Origin of the sequence: Pseudomonas sp. GD04091, from assembly GCF_029836165.1 — a bacterium.
GTDB lineage: Bacteria > Pseudomonadota > Gammaproteobacteria > Pseudomonadales > Pseudomonadaceae > Aquipseudomonas.
Map to the genome: position 1 here is coordinate 17853 of NZ_JAOEBG010000013.1, position 13085 is coordinate 30937.

At 67.0% G+C, this 13085-nt stretch carries 11 protein-coding genes; 4 read left to right on the forward strand and 7 right to left on the reverse strand.

Annotation, left to right across the window (positions count from 1 at the left end; all coding sequences use genetic code 11):
- Positions 1-70: 70 nt before the first annotated feature.
- On the forward strand, positions 71-1135 hold the full coding sequence (locus N7422_RS16425; RefSeq protein WP_279807507.1) for a cytochrome D1 domain-containing protein: 1065 nt from the start codon (positions 71-73) through the stop codon (positions 1133-1135).
- Between the two features lie 81 nt (positions 1136-1216).
- On the opposite strand, the gene N7422_RS16430 is transcribed toward N7422_RS16425, so the two are convergent.
- From N7422_RS16430 to N7422_RS16450, 5 genes are read right to left on the reverse strand one after another with little or no spacing between them, the layout of a single operon-like run.
- Entirely contained in the window at positions 1217-4291 is a 3075-nt protein-coding gene (locus N7422_RS16430) for an error-prone DNA polymerase (RefSeq protein ID WP_279807508.1), read from the reverse strand.
- Positions 4288-5706 (reverse strand): DNA polymerase Y family protein, encoded by a 1419-nt coding sequence (locus N7422_RS16435; protein WP_279807509.1) that lies wholly within the window; start codon positions 5704-5706, stop codon positions 4288-4290. The genes N7422_RS16430 and N7422_RS16435 overlap by 4 nt, the downstream gene beginning before the upstream one ends.
- 6 nt (positions 5707-5712) lie before the next feature.
- Entirely contained in the window at positions 5713-6333 is a 621-nt protein-coding gene (gene imuA / locus N7422_RS16440; RefSeq protein WP_279807510.1) for a translesion DNA synthesis-associated protein ImuA, read from the reverse strand.
- Complete coding sequence (lexA, locus tag N7422_RS16445; RefSeq protein WP_279807511.1) at positions 6333-6950, reverse strand: transcriptional repressor LexA; 618 nt, start codon at positions 6948-6950, stop codon at positions 6333-6335. The genes imuA and lexA overlap by 1 nt, the downstream gene beginning before the upstream one ends.
- A 55-nt stretch (positions 6951-7005) precedes the next feature.
- Positions 7006-8430, reverse strand: coding sequence for an OprD family outer membrane porin (locus N7422_RS16450; protein ID WP_279807512.1), 1425 nt, complete (start codon positions 8428-8430; stop codon positions 7006-7008).
- Positions 8431-8626: 196 nt separating this feature from the next.
- Between N7422_RS16450 and N7422_RS16455 the strand changes: the two genes are divergently transcribed.
- Positions 8627-9280, forward strand: coding sequence for an HAD-IA family hydrolase (locus N7422_RS16455; protein WP_279807513.1), 654 nt, complete (start codon positions 8627-8629; stop codon positions 9278-9280).
- A 128-nt stretch (positions 9281-9408) separates the two neighbouring features.
- Positions 9409-10137 carry a thioredoxin family protein gene (locus N7422_RS16460; RefSeq protein WP_279807514.1) on the forward strand — a complete coding sequence of 243 codons (729 nt, stop codon included), beginning with the start codon at positions 9409-9411 and terminating at the stop codon, positions 10135-10137.
- Positions 10138-10149: 12 nt separating this feature from the next.
- Here the strand turns inward: N7422_RS16460 and N7422_RS16465 are convergent, their stop codons facing one another.
- On the reverse strand, positions 10150-11031 hold the full coding sequence (locus N7422_RS16465) for a LysR substrate-binding domain-containing protein (RefSeq protein WP_279807515.1): 882 nt from the start codon (positions 11029-11031) through the stop codon (positions 10150-10152).
- Positions 11032-11188: 157 nt separating this feature from the next.
- Here N7422_RS16465 and N7422_RS16470 point away from each other — a divergent pair, with 157 nt between their 5' ends.
- Positions 11189-11839, forward strand: coding sequence for an ankyrin repeat domain-containing protein (locus tag N7422_RS16470; protein WP_279807516.1), 651 nt, complete (start codon positions 11189-11191; stop codon positions 11837-11839).
- A 46-nt stretch (positions 11840-11885) separates the two neighbouring features.
- Here the strand turns inward: N7422_RS16470 and pobA are convergent, their stop codons facing one another.
- The gene (gene pobA / locus N7422_RS16475; RefSeq protein WP_279807517.1) at positions 11886-13073 is read right to left on the reverse strand and encodes a 4-hydroxybenzoate 3-monooxygenase; all 1188 of its coding nucleotides are present in this window, start codon (positions 13071-13073) and stop codon (positions 11886-11888) included.
- Positions 13074-13085: the final 12 nt, after the last annotated feature.

Consider the following 13085-nt stretch of genomic DNA (forward strand, 5'->3'; position numbering starts at 1 on the left):
CTCTTGTGTCTCCTTTCCGGTCACATCCCACGAGCATGCAACAAGGACCGCCACCCAATGGAGACTGGAAATGCCCCACCCTCTTCCCGCTCATTTGCGCCCACTGACCCTGGCCGGGGTCCTGCTTGCCTGTACACCACTGGCCAACGCCGCCGATGTGCTGCTGGTGGGCAACAAGGCCGACGCCAGCATTTCGGCGCTGGACACCCGCAGCGGCAAAGAACTGCTGCGCCTGCCGGTCGGCACTGGCCCGCACGAAGTGGTGGTCAGTGACAACGGCCTGCTGGCGGTGGTCGGCAACTATGGCGCTCAGGGCACGGCCAACAACAGCCTGAGCGTGATCGACTGGCCGAGCCGCACGGTGGTCCGCACCATCGACCTGGGGCAGGACTCGCGCCCGCACGGCATTCGCTTCCTGCCTGACAGCCAGCGGGTGGTGGTCACCACCGAGGACAGCGAACGCCTGCTGCTGGTCGACCTGGCCCAGGGCCAGGTGCTCGAGCGCATCGACGTTGGCGGCGGCAAGCCACACATGGTCGCGCTGTCACCGGGCGCCGATCGCGCCTATGTCACCCATGTCGACGGCGGCAGCCTGTCGGTGGTCGACCTGCTGTACAAGAAGAAGATCGCCACGATTCCCACCGGCAACGGCAGCGAAGGCATCGCCGTGACACCGGACGGCAGGCAGGTGTGGGTCAGCAACCGCGAAGGCGATGACGTGGTCATCGTCGATGCCCAGCGCCTGGAGGTCACCGACCGGCTGCGCACGGGAATGTTCCCTATCCGCGTGGCCATGACCCCGGACGGCAAGTATGCGCTGGTGACCTGCGCGAAATCCGCCGAGCTGGCGGTGTTCGACGTGATGGCCAAGAAAGAGATCAAGCGCATCGGCCTGGCCCGCGAAGGTGCCGAGTACCGGCGCACGCTGCTCGGTGAAGAGGCGCTGCCCATCGGCGCCGTGGTGTCGCCCGATGGCAAGCGGGTGTATGTGGCGATCAGCGGTGGCGATGAGGTGGCCGTGATCAGTACCGCCAACTGGACCGAGAAGGCGCGCTGGAAGACCGGCCCCGAGCCGGACGCCCTGGCGATCGTGATCCAGCCGAAAGAGGAAAGTTCAGCGTCGGCCAGGCCATGACGGCGCGGCCCCCATACGTACGACGCCTGGCTCGAAGCCCGGGCGAACGATGTGGGGGCTTGTCGCTGACTGGCCTGGAACCTAGTGAAAATCCCGGCTGCGCACATCCAGCCCCTGCAGCAGCGGGCTGATATCTTCCAATCGCCGCGCAATCAGGTGTCGCACTCCGTTTTCCTGCTCCAGGCGACCGCTCACCTTCAACAGTTGCGACCCCACCAGTGCCCGCCGCTGGCGCTCGGCCAGATCCCGCCAGACCACCACGTTGACCATGCCGTGCTCGTCCTCGAGGGTGACGAACGTCACCCCGCTGGCCGTTCCGGGCCGTTGCCGGCCGACCACGATCCCGGCCACCGCGATGTGGTCGCCATGCTCGACCTCCATCAGTTCCCGTGAGCTGCGACAACCCAGTGCGCGCAAGCGCGAACGCAGCAGCCGCAAGGGATGCGGGCCAAGGGTGGTGCCGAGCGTGACATAGTCGGCGACCAGGTCCTCAGCCACGCTCGGTGCCGGCAACTCGACCGCCGGCTCGGGCTGCGACTCGACCAGGGCGAACAACGGCAACTGCGCCTGCACCGCCGCCACCTGCCAGCGGGCCTGGTGCCGGTTACCGGCCAGCCCGCGCAACGCCCCGGCATCGGCCAGGCGGGCACGGGCCCGGGCATCGAGCCCGGCCCGCAGGCACAGGTCTTCGACATCGCGCCACGTTCGTTCGGCCCTGGCCTGCCGCAACCGCTCGGCATCTCCTGCGCTGAAGCCCCGGATCTGGCGCAAGCCCAGGCGAATGGCCAGCGCGCCCTCGCCCACGGGCTCCAATGTGCAGTCCCACTCACTATGGAACACATCCACGGGCCGCACCTCGACGCCCTGGCGACGAGCCTCCTGCAGCAACTGATCGGGACTGTAGAAGCCCATCGGCCAGCTGTTGACCAGGGCGCAGGTGAAAATGGCCGGTTCGTGGCACTTCAACCAACTGCTGGCATAGCACAGCAAGGCGAAACTGGCGGCATGGGACTCAGGAAAACCGTAGCTGCCGAAGCCCTTGATCTGCTCGAAGATACGTTCGGCGAAAGCCCGCTCATACCCGTTGCGCAGCATGCCGTCGATCAACCGCTGGCGATGCGGCTCCAGACCACCATGGCGCTTCCAGGCGGCCATGCTGCGGCGCAGCTGGTCGGCCTCGCCCGGGGTGTAGTCGGCAGCGACCATCGCCAGTTCCATCACCTGCTCCTGGAACAGGGGGACGCCCAAGGTGCGGTGGAAGACCTCCTTCAATTTCTCCGAAGGATAGGTGACCGGCTCCTGTTTAAGCCGACGGCGCAGAAACGGATGGACCATGTCGCCCTGGATCGGCCCGGGACGCACGATGGCCACTTCGATCACCAGATCATAGAACTCGACAGGCTTCAGCCTGGGCAGCATGGCCATCTGCGCCCGTGACTCGATCTGGAACACGCCCATGGTCTCGGCGCGGCCGATCATGGCGTAGGTGGCCGGGTCCTCCTTGGGCAGGGTCGCCAGCGTGTACTGCTGTCCCCGGTGCCGGGCGATCAGGTCGAAGCAGCGGCGCAGCGCGCTGAGCATGCCCAGGGCGAGCACATCGACCTTGAGCAGGCCGACCATGTCCAGATCGTCCTTGTCCCACTGGATCACCGTGCGCTCGGCCATCGCGGCATTCTCCACCGGCACCAGCTGGTCCAGGGGTTGTTCGGAAATGACGAAGCCACCTGGGTGCTGCGACAGGTGCCGGGGGAAACCGATCAACTCCCCCGCCAGCACCAGAATGCGTCGCAACGACGGGCTCTGCGGATCGAAGCCAGCCTCGGCCAGGCGCTCGGCGTCGGGAATACGGTCGCTCCAGCGCCCGCAGCACTTGGCCAGGGCATCCACCTGGTCGGCTGGCAAGCCGAGCACCCGCGCCACATCGCGCACCGCGCCCGCGGCGTGGTAGCTGCTGACCACCGCGGTCAGCGCGGCACGGTGCCGGCCATAGCGGCGAAACACGTACTGAATGACCTCTTCGCGGCGATCATGCTCGAAGTCCACGTCGATGTCCGGTGGCTCATTGCGCTCCCTGGACAGGAAACGCTCGAACAGCAGGCGATGCGCCATGGGGTCGAGCTCGGTGATGCCGAGGACGAAGCACACCACCGAGTTGGCTGCGGAGCCCCGGCCCTGGCAGAGGATGCGCTGGCTGCGGGCGAAGGCGACGATGTCGTGGACCGTGAGGAAATAACTCTCGTAGCCCAGCTCTTCGATCAGGGCCAGTTCCTTGTCCAGCGTCATGCGGACCTTGTCGCTGACCCCCTGGGGCCAGCGCTCGGGCAGGCCGCGCTCGCACAGCGCGCGCAGCCAGCTGGCCGGCGCATGCCCCTCGGGTACCAGCTCGCGTGGGTACTGGTACTTCAATTCGGCAAGATCGAATGTGCAGCGCTCAGCGAGCGCCAGGGTGCTTGCCAGCAGCTCACCGGGATACAGCTCGCGCAGCTGCTCCAGCGACCTCAGGTGGCGCTCGCCATTGGCGAACAGGAACTGCCCTGCCTCGGCCACCGTGCAATGCTCGCGAATGGCGGTCATGCAGTCCTGCAACGCACGGCGCCCGCGCACATGCATGTGTACATCGCCACAGGCGACCAGGGGGATGGCCAAGCGCCGACCCAGCGCCTGCAGGCCCACGAGACGTGCGGCGTCGTCAATTCCACGGTGCAGGTGCGCCGCCAGCCACAGCCGCTCGCCAAAGATGGCCCGCAACTCGCCATCGGCGACATCACCCGGCTCGGCCACCCACAGCGCCAGCAGGCCGTGGTGATGGGCCTGGAGGTCTTCGACCAGCAATCGATATTGCCCCTTCGGCGCCCGCCGTCGCGCATGGGTGATCAGCGCGCACAGGTTCTGGTAACCGGTGAGGTCCTGCACCAGCAGGACCAGCTTCGGCCCCTGATGCACCCGGACCTCGCTGCCGACGATCAGCCGCAGCTGGTGCTCCTTGGCCGCCTGCCAGGCGCGAACGATACCTGCCAGGGTGCATTCGTCGGTGATCGCCAGTGCCTGGTAGCCCTGTTCCCGGGCACGGCGAAACAGCTCATCGGCACTGGAGGCGCCGCGCTGAAAGCTGAAGTTCGACAGGCAATGCAGCTCTGCGTAACCCTGGCGGCTCATGCGAACCAGCCTTGCAACCACAGCGGTCCCGGCGCGGCCAGGTCACGGAAGGCCCAGCCGCGCAGGCCATTGTGGGTTTCGATGCGGTAATAATCACGCCGTACATCGCCACCGTCCCACCAGCCGGACTCGATACGCTCGGCCGGCCCCAGCAGTTGCAGACCGGCTTCGGACAGGGGCCGGGGCGCTGGCAGCAACCACCCGGGGCGGCTGCCAGGTGCCATCACCAGACGCCCCGCAGCACCTTGCTCGGCGCCTTGCCAGGCGCACTCGGGGCGATGGTCCGCCTCGGCCCGCATGCCCTTGACCGCGTCATCGCCGAGCCGCGCGCGCAAGCGTTCGCGCAGTTGCTCCCAGGGCTGAGCCTGCTGCGCACGCGGGTCGAACAACGCCTGGTGCGGGGGTACGAAAGGTGGCAGGTCGGCGGCGACCAAGCGCAGGTTGCGCACTGGCGCCGGGATGCGCAGTGGCTCCAGGCGTCCACGCGCCAGCTCGAACAACAGCGTGGCATCACGCTCGGCCGCCAGCAGGCCGACCTGCAGCAGCGTGTCTTCACCGTCAGCGTGTTCCAGGTGCAGTGCGAAACGCTGCACCCCGCAGTCACGCCCGGCCAGGAACACCGCCAGGTCGCTGACCAGGCGGCGCAAGGGGAACAGCAACGCCTGGTGTGACTCGACATCGAAGTTCAATTCGAGCCGGGCCTCGAAACGATCGGGCGGCTGGTAGAAGTCCAACCCCAGCGTGCGAAGGCCCAGCAACTGGTCCAGATGCAGTTGCACCTGGGCGCTGAAACGCCTGGCCAGGGCATCACGGGGTAATGCCAGTACCTGCCCCAGCTGGCGCAGGCCCATGCGGGCGAAGGCCTGCGCCGCCTCGGCAGGCAAGCCGACCCGATCCACAGGCAGGGTCAACAGCGTGGCACGGGTCGCCTCCGGGCAAGTCAGGGCCAGGCCATCGTAGCCATTGGCGAGCACTCGGGCCGCCACCGGGTTGCTGGCCAGGACGATACGCTGGCGCAGCCCCAGTTCCGCCAGTTCCTGGCGCAGGCGCGCCTCGAACAGCGGCCAGGGCCCGAACAGTTGCAGGCTCGAGCCGACCTCCAGCAACAAGGCGCGGGGGTAATGCAGGCTGACCTGGGCACTGAAGCGGTAGGCCCAGGCCGCCAGCAGTTGCTGCATCTGCTCGATGCGCGCCGGGTCGACCTCGACGCAGGTGAATCCGTCGGCCAGGGCGCGGGCGGCGGTCAAGGTCTGCCCGGCGCGCAGGCCCAGCGCGCTGGCGGCGCCGTTGACCGCCTGGAGCACACGGCGCTGGGTCGGGCCACCGATCAGCACCAGCGGTGTGTCAGGGTCGTCACGCTCGCGCAGGATGGTATCCAGCGCCAGCTGTGGCAGCAGGATGCAGGCCCAGAGCATGGCGCATCACCCCCGCCCGGGGCAGACAATGGGCATGACGGGCGGCAGGCCGCCACGGCACTTGAGTACCCGCCATTGCGCCGGGCGGCTGTCGATGGCGATACGCAGCGCGGCGGGCGACGGATTCAGCGCGGCCTGCTGCGGGCGGCAGGCGAACGCCAGGGCGTCGCCGGTTTCCGCGGCCACCTGCAGGCGCCGCAAGGCGCGGTCATCGGCGCGCTCCGGCCAACACAACACCGCCGAACAACTGCCCGAACGCAGGCACTGCTCGGCGGCCCACAGGGCATCCTTCGCCTCGGCGTCGACCTGCACCAGCCAGCGCAGATCAACCCCCGCTGCCTGCCAGGCCGGCGCATAGGGAATGAACGGCGGCGCCACCAGCAGCACCCGTTCGCCCTGCCCGGTCAGCCGGGCCAGGGTGGGCCAGAGCAATTGCAGTTCGCCACAGCCCGGGCTGGCCAGCAGCAGCTCGCTCAGCGCCGCCGCCGGCCAGCCGCCATCCGGCAAGCATGCGTCGAGCGCGGCATGGCCGCTGGGCTGCAGCCCCGACGGACGTGCCTGTACCTGCCGCCCACGCCACACCTGGCGCTGGTCGAGCAAGCGATCGAGTTCGATCACCGCGCCCATCAGTCACGCCTCAGCAGGCCGCAGAACACGCCTTCGATGAAGAATTCGCGCTCGGGGCTCACGTCGATGGGGGCATAGGCAGGGTTGCGCGGTAACAGTCGATAACCGCCAGCGGTACGCTGCAGGCGCTTGATGGTGACCTCGCCATCGAGCCGGGCGACCACGATCTGGCCATCACGGGCCTCGCCCTGTTGACGGATGCCGACCAGGTCGCCGTCGAAGATGCCGTCGTCGATCATCGAGTCGCCACGCACCTTGAGCAGGTAGTCGGGCGTGCGCCGGAACAGGCTGGGGTCGAGCAGCAGCTGCTCGTGGATATCCAGGTCGGGGCCGATCGGGGCGCCGGCGGCAACCTGGCCGAGCACCGGTACTTCGAGGATCTCCGGCCGGCGCAACGGCTCGGCCAGGCGGATACCGCGCGCCTGGTTGGGCGTGACGTCGATGAAGCCGGCCTGACACAGTGCGGTGATGTGCTTGCGCGCCACGCTGCGCGACGCGAAACCGAAGCCCTCGGCGATGTCGGCCAGCGACGGTGGCTGGCCCTGATCGGTGATGCGCTCGCGAATGAAGTCGAGAATGGCGCGGCGCTTGGGAGATAAAGTGTCCATGGAGCACATTTGTACTCTTTTCGACGCACACTGAACAGCCCCCTTCGTCGCGACGCCTCGACGGTCAGAACAGGCTGAGTGGATAGTCGACGATCAAGCGGTACTCGTCCGCGCTTGAGTTGCCCCGGGTATTGCCTGGCGCGGTATAGCCATCGCCCTCGCGATGAGTCGCCCAGCGCAGGGTCATCGACAGGTCCTTCGCCGGCCCGGCAGGCACCTGGTACTTGACGGCCAGATCGCGTTCCCAGTGCTTGGCGTGCTTGCCATCGGGGTTGTAGATGTAGCCATAGCCGATGCTGCCGGGATCGACACGGGTCAGGTCCGCCTCGCCCCGCGTGTAACCGGCGGTGAACTGCAACGAAGGCATCCCCAGCGGGGCCAGGTTCGTCTCGTACTGCAGGCGCCAGGACTTTTCGCCGGGGCCGTTGAAGTCGGCGAACTGCTGGGAGTTGCTGAGGTAGAGAAAGATCCGGTCGTTCTGCGTGATGTAGTCGAAAGGCGTCCTGCCGTCGACCTTCTGCAGCCCGAGGGTCAGGGTCTGGCCATGGGCCGTGGCGCTGATGCCGGCGCTGTAGGTGTCGTTGTCGATGTCGCCCAGCTGGCTGCGCCCCTGGTCCCGGGTCTTGTAGTAGTGCAGGTAGGGTTTGAGCACCAGCGCCTCGCTGACCTGCACGACCTCGGAGACCCCCAGATAGTACTGGTTCCACATGTCCTCGAGCTGGCCGCCGTAGACCGTCAGCTGCAGCCCTTGCGGACGGCCGTAGACAGCACCCAGCCAACCGATATGGGGGCTTTCGCGGTCCGCGGCCACGCCGGCATGATCACGCGCGCCGTAGGCGGTGACCAGGTGGGAGTGGCCGCTCTGGTTGCGCAGGCGGGTGCTCTCCACGAAGCCCGCATCCAGCCACAGGTTCGCGACGCTCTGGTTCTTCAGGGTGACGCCACGATACGCCTGCGGAAAGAGGCGGCTCGTCCCGCTGGCGAGGATGGGGTTTTCAACCAGCTGGTCGCCGGCTTTGACCAGCGTATCGAGGTACCTGAACTTGAGCGCCGCGCCCGCGCTGGCAAATTCGTCCTCCGGCCTGAGCGCAGCGTCCAGCGGGAGCAGGCCGGCGCCGCCACTGCCACCGCCGCCATCGAGCTTGAGCCCGAGAAAGGCATGCGCGTCCACGCCCACCCCGAGCGGCGTATCGGTAAACCCGGACCTGAACGAAAAGAGAAAACCCTGAGCCCATTCGGTGGGATCGCGACTCACCAGATCGGAATGGTTGTCGCGCTGGAAGTAATAGTTCCTGACCAGGGCATCCAGGCGCGCCCCCTCGATCAAGCCCGGTGGGATACGCAGCTCGACGGCTTGTCGCTCATTAACGCCGGTGAAGATGTTGTCCTGCTGCCCCAGGGCATTGTCGGCCTGCGCGGGCGAGGCCAGCGCCAGGCCAATGCCCAAGAGAGGGAGAAGCAGGTATCTGTTCGCGTGGCGGCTAGTCATCCGAGATGGCCTTTTGTCATTCGTTCGAGGGTTTTCAGGCCGCAGGGGTTAACAGTAGCTGACGACACCCTCCACGCTAGGTCGATCAGACGCCTCACAGCGTTCTGTTTGGTGAACGATGGGAAACTCCGATTGTGCAAACGCCTTCCCTGATGGAAAAATCCAGCGTTCCGCTCCGATGACTCCAGGATGCCCGATGCTGACCGCCCTGCTGTTCGACCTCGATGGGACTCTCACTGACACCGACACCCTGCACCTGCAGGCCTTTCGCACGCTGCTGCACGACCACGATGGCCGTGAACTGACCCAGGAGCAGTTCGACACGCAGGTCAGTGGTCGTTCCAACGGACTGCTGTTCGCCGACCTGTTTCCCGAGGCCGACGCGGCCCGGCGCCAGGCCCTGGCAGAACGCAAGGAGGCGCTGTTCCGCGAGCTGTCCCCGACCCTGTCGCCCCTGCCTGGCCTGCTCCGCCTGCTGGCCTACGCCGAACGCCACGCCATCGGCATGTGCGTGGTGACCAATGCGCCGCGCCTGAACGCCGAGCACATGCTCTCGGCCATGGGCCTGGGCGAGCGCTTCGAGCATGTGCTGGTCGCCGACGAGCTGGAGCGCCCCAAGCCCGACCCGCTGCCCTACCTCACCGGCCTGCAGCGCCTGGGTGCCAGCGCCGGGCAGGCGCTGGCCTTCGAAGATTCGCTGCCGGGCGTCAAGGCGGCGGTGGACGCCGGGATCTTCACCGTGGGGCTGGCGACCACGCAGACGCCGGAGCGGCTGCAGGCAGCCGGGGCGCGGCTGGTGATCGAGCATTACGACGATCCGCGCCTGTGGGACTTGATCGAGGGCATGTGATCCTGCCATCGAAGGTGCGAAGCAGCCCCACTCGGTTTCCACCGTCTGTCGGCCAAGGAGTGCTTGCTGTCGAAACGCCGGGGCGTCATTCGACCAGTCGATGAATCCACCCCCCTGGAGTCGCCGCCATGAGCAATGCCGAACACAAGCACGCCGTGGTTTCACGCAGCCAGTGGCTCGCCGCCCGCGAGCAGTTGTGGCTGCACGAGAAGGCCTTCACCCACCAGCGCGATGAGCTGGCCGCCGCCCGCCGCGCCCTGCCCTGGGTGCGGGTCGAGCAGGATTACCGCTTCCACGGACCGAACGGCGAACTGACCCTGGCCGAGCTGTTCGATGGACGCAGCCAATTGCTGGTCTATCACTTCATGTTTGCCGAAGGCTGGAACGAGGGTTGCCCGGGCTGCTCGTTCCTGGCCGATCACTTCGACGGCGCCAACCTGCACCTGGCGCACCACGACGTGAGCCTGGTCGCGGTGTCGCGGGCGCCCTACGCCGAGTTCCAGGCGTTTCGCCAGCGCATGGGCTGGCGCTTTCCCTGGTTTTCGTCACACGGGAGCAGCTTCAACCAGGATTTCGGGGTCAGCGTCGCCACCGATGGCAGCGCCCGCTACAACTACGAGCCCTATGCCGGAAACGAGAACGAATTGCCCGGCCTCAGCGCGTTCTACCGGGAAGCCGATGGCACGCTCTATCACACCTACTCCACCTACGCCCGGGGGTTGGACATCCTGGTCAATACCTACAACTTCCTCGACCTCGCTCCGCTGGGGCGCAACGAGGAAGGCACGATGGACTGGGTACGTCACCACGATCGCTATGAAGGTGCCGCCGGCAAGCCACACTGTTGCGGGGAGTGAGGCCGTCGCGTTTCAGATCGCCTGCATCGCCAGCAGCTCGGTCAGCACTTCGGCCAGGGCCTTGACCATCACATCCGCCGTGGGCCGGTGCACGATGACGATCTCGTAGCTGTCCACCTCCGGCAGCCCCTGCCCGGCGCCGAGCACTCGATGTTCGCCGCTCGCCGCCCGGGGCGGCAGCAGGCTGATGCCCATGCCATCGGCCACCGCCGCCTGGATGCCGCTCAGGCTCGAACTGGTGAAACTGATCCGCCAGCGCCGGCCCATGCCTTCGATCGCGCTGATCATGTCGTCGCGGTACAGCCCCCGCGGCGGGAAGGTCACCAGCGGCACGGGGTCGAGCTCGAAGGCCGGCATCCGCGCACTGTCGATCCATTGCAGCCGCTCCGGCCAGCAGGCCACGCCTTCGCGGCTGTTGCGCCGCTGCTTGAGCAGCACCAGGTCAAGCTCGCCATTGTCGTAGGCCTGGCTGAGGTCACGGCACAGCCCGCTGGTGACCTCCAGCTTGACCTGGGGATGGCGCCGGCTGAACGCGGACAAGGCATTGGTGGTGCGCCCCCCGACGAAGTCCTCCGGCACGCCCAGGCGCACGGTGACGCCCACCATGGCACCTGCCAGGGCCTCGAGCATCTGGTCGTTGAGCGCCAGCATGTGCCGGGCATAACCCAGCAGGGTCTGCCCGGCGTCGGTAGGCAGCACGTCGCGGTTGCCGCGCACCAGCAGGCGATGGCCGACCATCTCTTCGAGGCGCCGGACCTTCTGGCTGATGGTGGACTGCGTCGAGTGCAGGCGCGCGGCGGCGGTGGTGAAGCTGCCGCAGTCGGCCACCACGACGATGGCCCGCAACAGGTCAAGGTCGAACAGTGTCCTATTCGATTTCACGCTGGTAGACATCCTGGTATTCAACTTATGAATGACGAGCCTGACTTCTACCATGGGCCCGAACACCCGGCAACATTCGCAAACGCACTGGGTTTCATCCAGATAATTCACTTCTGCTACAACCACAGGTTGCCTAGCATCGAACCACGCCATATCAGGAACCCTGCCCATGCGCCTGTCCTTCACCGCCTTGCTGCTGACCCTGTTCACCTGCCTTGCCGCCAAAGCCGAGACCCCCGCCATGAACGCTGACCTGCTCGAGGCCGCCCGCCGGGGCGATGCGCCTGCCATCCGTCAACTGCTCGACCAGGGCGCCCAGGTGGATGCGCGCAACGACCAGGGCCAGACCGCACTGCTGGTGGCGACCCATGCCAACCAAGTGGATGCAGCCAAGGTGCTGATCGACGCCGGCGCCGACGTCAACGCCAAGGACAGCATCAACGACAGTCCCTATCTGTATGCCGGGGCGCGGGGCCTGAACGACATCCTGCGCCTGACCCTCGCCCATGGCGCCGACCTCGGCAGCACCAACCGCTACGGTGGCACCGCACTGATCCCGGCTGCCGAGCGCGGGCATGTGCAGACCGTGCAACTGCTCATCGATGCCGGCGTGGATGTCGACCATCTCAACCGCCTGCACTGGACCGCGCTGCTCGAGGCGGTGATTCTCGGCGATGGTGGCCCACGGCATGTGGAAATCGTGCGTCGGCTGCTGGCGGCCGGGGCGGACCGGTCGATTGCCGACAAGGACGGAGTGACCGCGCTGGCGCATGCGCGTCAGCGCGGGTATCGAGAGATGGTCAGCCTGCTGGAGAAATAGAATCGAACGCGCGGCATGCCGCGATGGGTCGCGAAGCGGCCCGCCCCTATTCCACGGCCTCGAACGGCAGCCCCACATAGTTCTCGGCGATATTGGCCAACCCCGCGGGCGACCCGAGGTAGTACTCGCGGTCGGCCTCCTGCATCTTGCGATCCCAGGCATCCTGGTGCTCGCCGAAGTCGTGCAGCAAGCGGGTCATGAACCAGCTGAAGCGCTCGCCCTTCCAGACACGACGCAGGGCCAGGGGCGAGTAGCGGGCCAACAGTTCGGTGCGCCCCTCGCGATACACCTTGACCAGTATCCGGTACAGGTAGTTGACGTCCGAGGCCGCCAGATTCAAGCCCTTGGCCCCGGTGGGCGGGACGATATGCGCGGCATCGCCCACCAGGAACAGCCGGCCATGCTGCATGGGTTCGACCACCTGGCTGCGCAGCGGCGCGATGCTCTTCTCCAGCGCCGGCCCGGTGACCACCTGCGCGGCCACCTCCTCGGGCAAGCGGGCCTTGAGTTCGTGCCAGAAGCGCGCATCCGGCCAGTCCTCCACCCGCTCGTCCAGGGGCACCTGCAGGTAGTAGCGACTGCGCGTGCGCGAGCGCTGGCTGCACAGGACGAAGCCGCGCTCGTGCTGGGCATAGATCAGCTCATGGCTGACCGGCGGGGTATCGGCCAGCAGGCCCAGCCAGCCGAACGGATAGGTTCGCTCGTAGAGTTTCAGCGCGCCGGCCGGGATGCTCTGGCGCGCCACCCCGTGGAAGCCGTCGCAACCGGCGATGTAGTCGCAGTCGACACGATGCTGGCGACCCTCCTGGTCGAACGTCAGGTAGGGCCGTTCGCCGTCGATGCCATGGGGCTGCACATTGCTCGCCGAATAGATGATCGGCGCCCCGCTCTGCTCACGCGCCTGCATCAGGTCACGGGTGACTTCGGTCTGGCCGTAGACCATCACGGTCTTGCCGCCGGTCAGCGCCTTGAGATCCAGGCGCTGGAGGCGACCGTTGACCAGCAACTCGACGCCCTCGTGCACCAGCCCTTCGCGGTCCATGCGCTCGGCCACGCCAGCCTCGCGCAGCAAGTCGACCGTGCCCTGTTCGAGCACGCCGGCGCGAATCCGCCCCAGCACGTATTCGGCACTCTGGCGTTCGACGATCAGCGTGTCGATGCCCGCCCGGTGCAGCAACTGGCCCAGCAACAAGCCGGAAGGACCGGCGCCGATGATTGCAACCTGAGTTTTCATTGTTGTTGTCTC

Excerpts from the sequence above, each read along its gene's own strand:
- lexA (WP_279807511.1), bottom strand. The coding sequence starts at position 6,950 with ATGTGCTCCATGGACACTTTATCTCCCAAGCGCCGCGCCATTCTCGAC.
- N7422_RS16430 (WP_279807508.1), bottom strand. The coding sequence starts at position 4,291 with ATGAGCCGCCAGGGTTACGCAGAGCTGCATTGCCTGTCGAACTTCAGC.
- N7422_RS16460 (WP_279807514.1), top strand. The coding sequence starts at position 9,409 with ATGAGCAATGCCGAACACAAGCACGCCGTGGTTTCACGCAGCCAGTGG.
- N7422_RS16450 (WP_279807512.1), bottom strand. The coding sequence starts at position 8,430 with ATGACTAGCCGCCACGCGAACAGATACCTGCTTCTCCCTCTCTTGGGC.
- pobA (WP_279807517.1), bottom strand. The coding sequence starts at position 13,073 with ATGAAAACTCAGGTTGCAATCATCGGCGCCGGTCCTTCCGGCTTGTTG.
- N7422_RS16470 (WP_279807516.1), top strand. The coding sequence starts at position 11,189 with ATGCGCCTGTCCTTCACCGCCTTGCTGCTGACCCTGTTCACCTGCCTT.
- N7422_RS16455 (WP_279807513.1), top strand. The coding sequence starts at position 8,627 with ATGCTGACCGCCCTGCTGTTCGACCTCGATGGGACTCTCACTGACACC.
- N7422_RS16465 (WP_279807515.1), bottom strand. The coding sequence starts at position 11,031 with ATGTCTACCAGCGTGAAATCGAATAGGACACTGTTCGACCTTGACCTG.
- imuA (WP_279807510.1), bottom strand. The coding sequence starts at position 6,333 with ATGGGCGCGGTGATCGAACTCGATCGCTTGCTCGACCAGCGCCAGGTG.
- N7422_RS16425 (WP_279807507.1), top strand. The coding sequence starts at position 71 with ATGCCCCACCCTCTTCCCGCTCATTTGCGCCCACTGACCCTGGCCGGG.
- N7422_RS16435 (WP_279807509.1), bottom strand. The coding sequence starts at position 5,706 with ATGCTCTGGGCCTGCATCCTGCTGCCACAGCTGGCGCTGGATACCATC.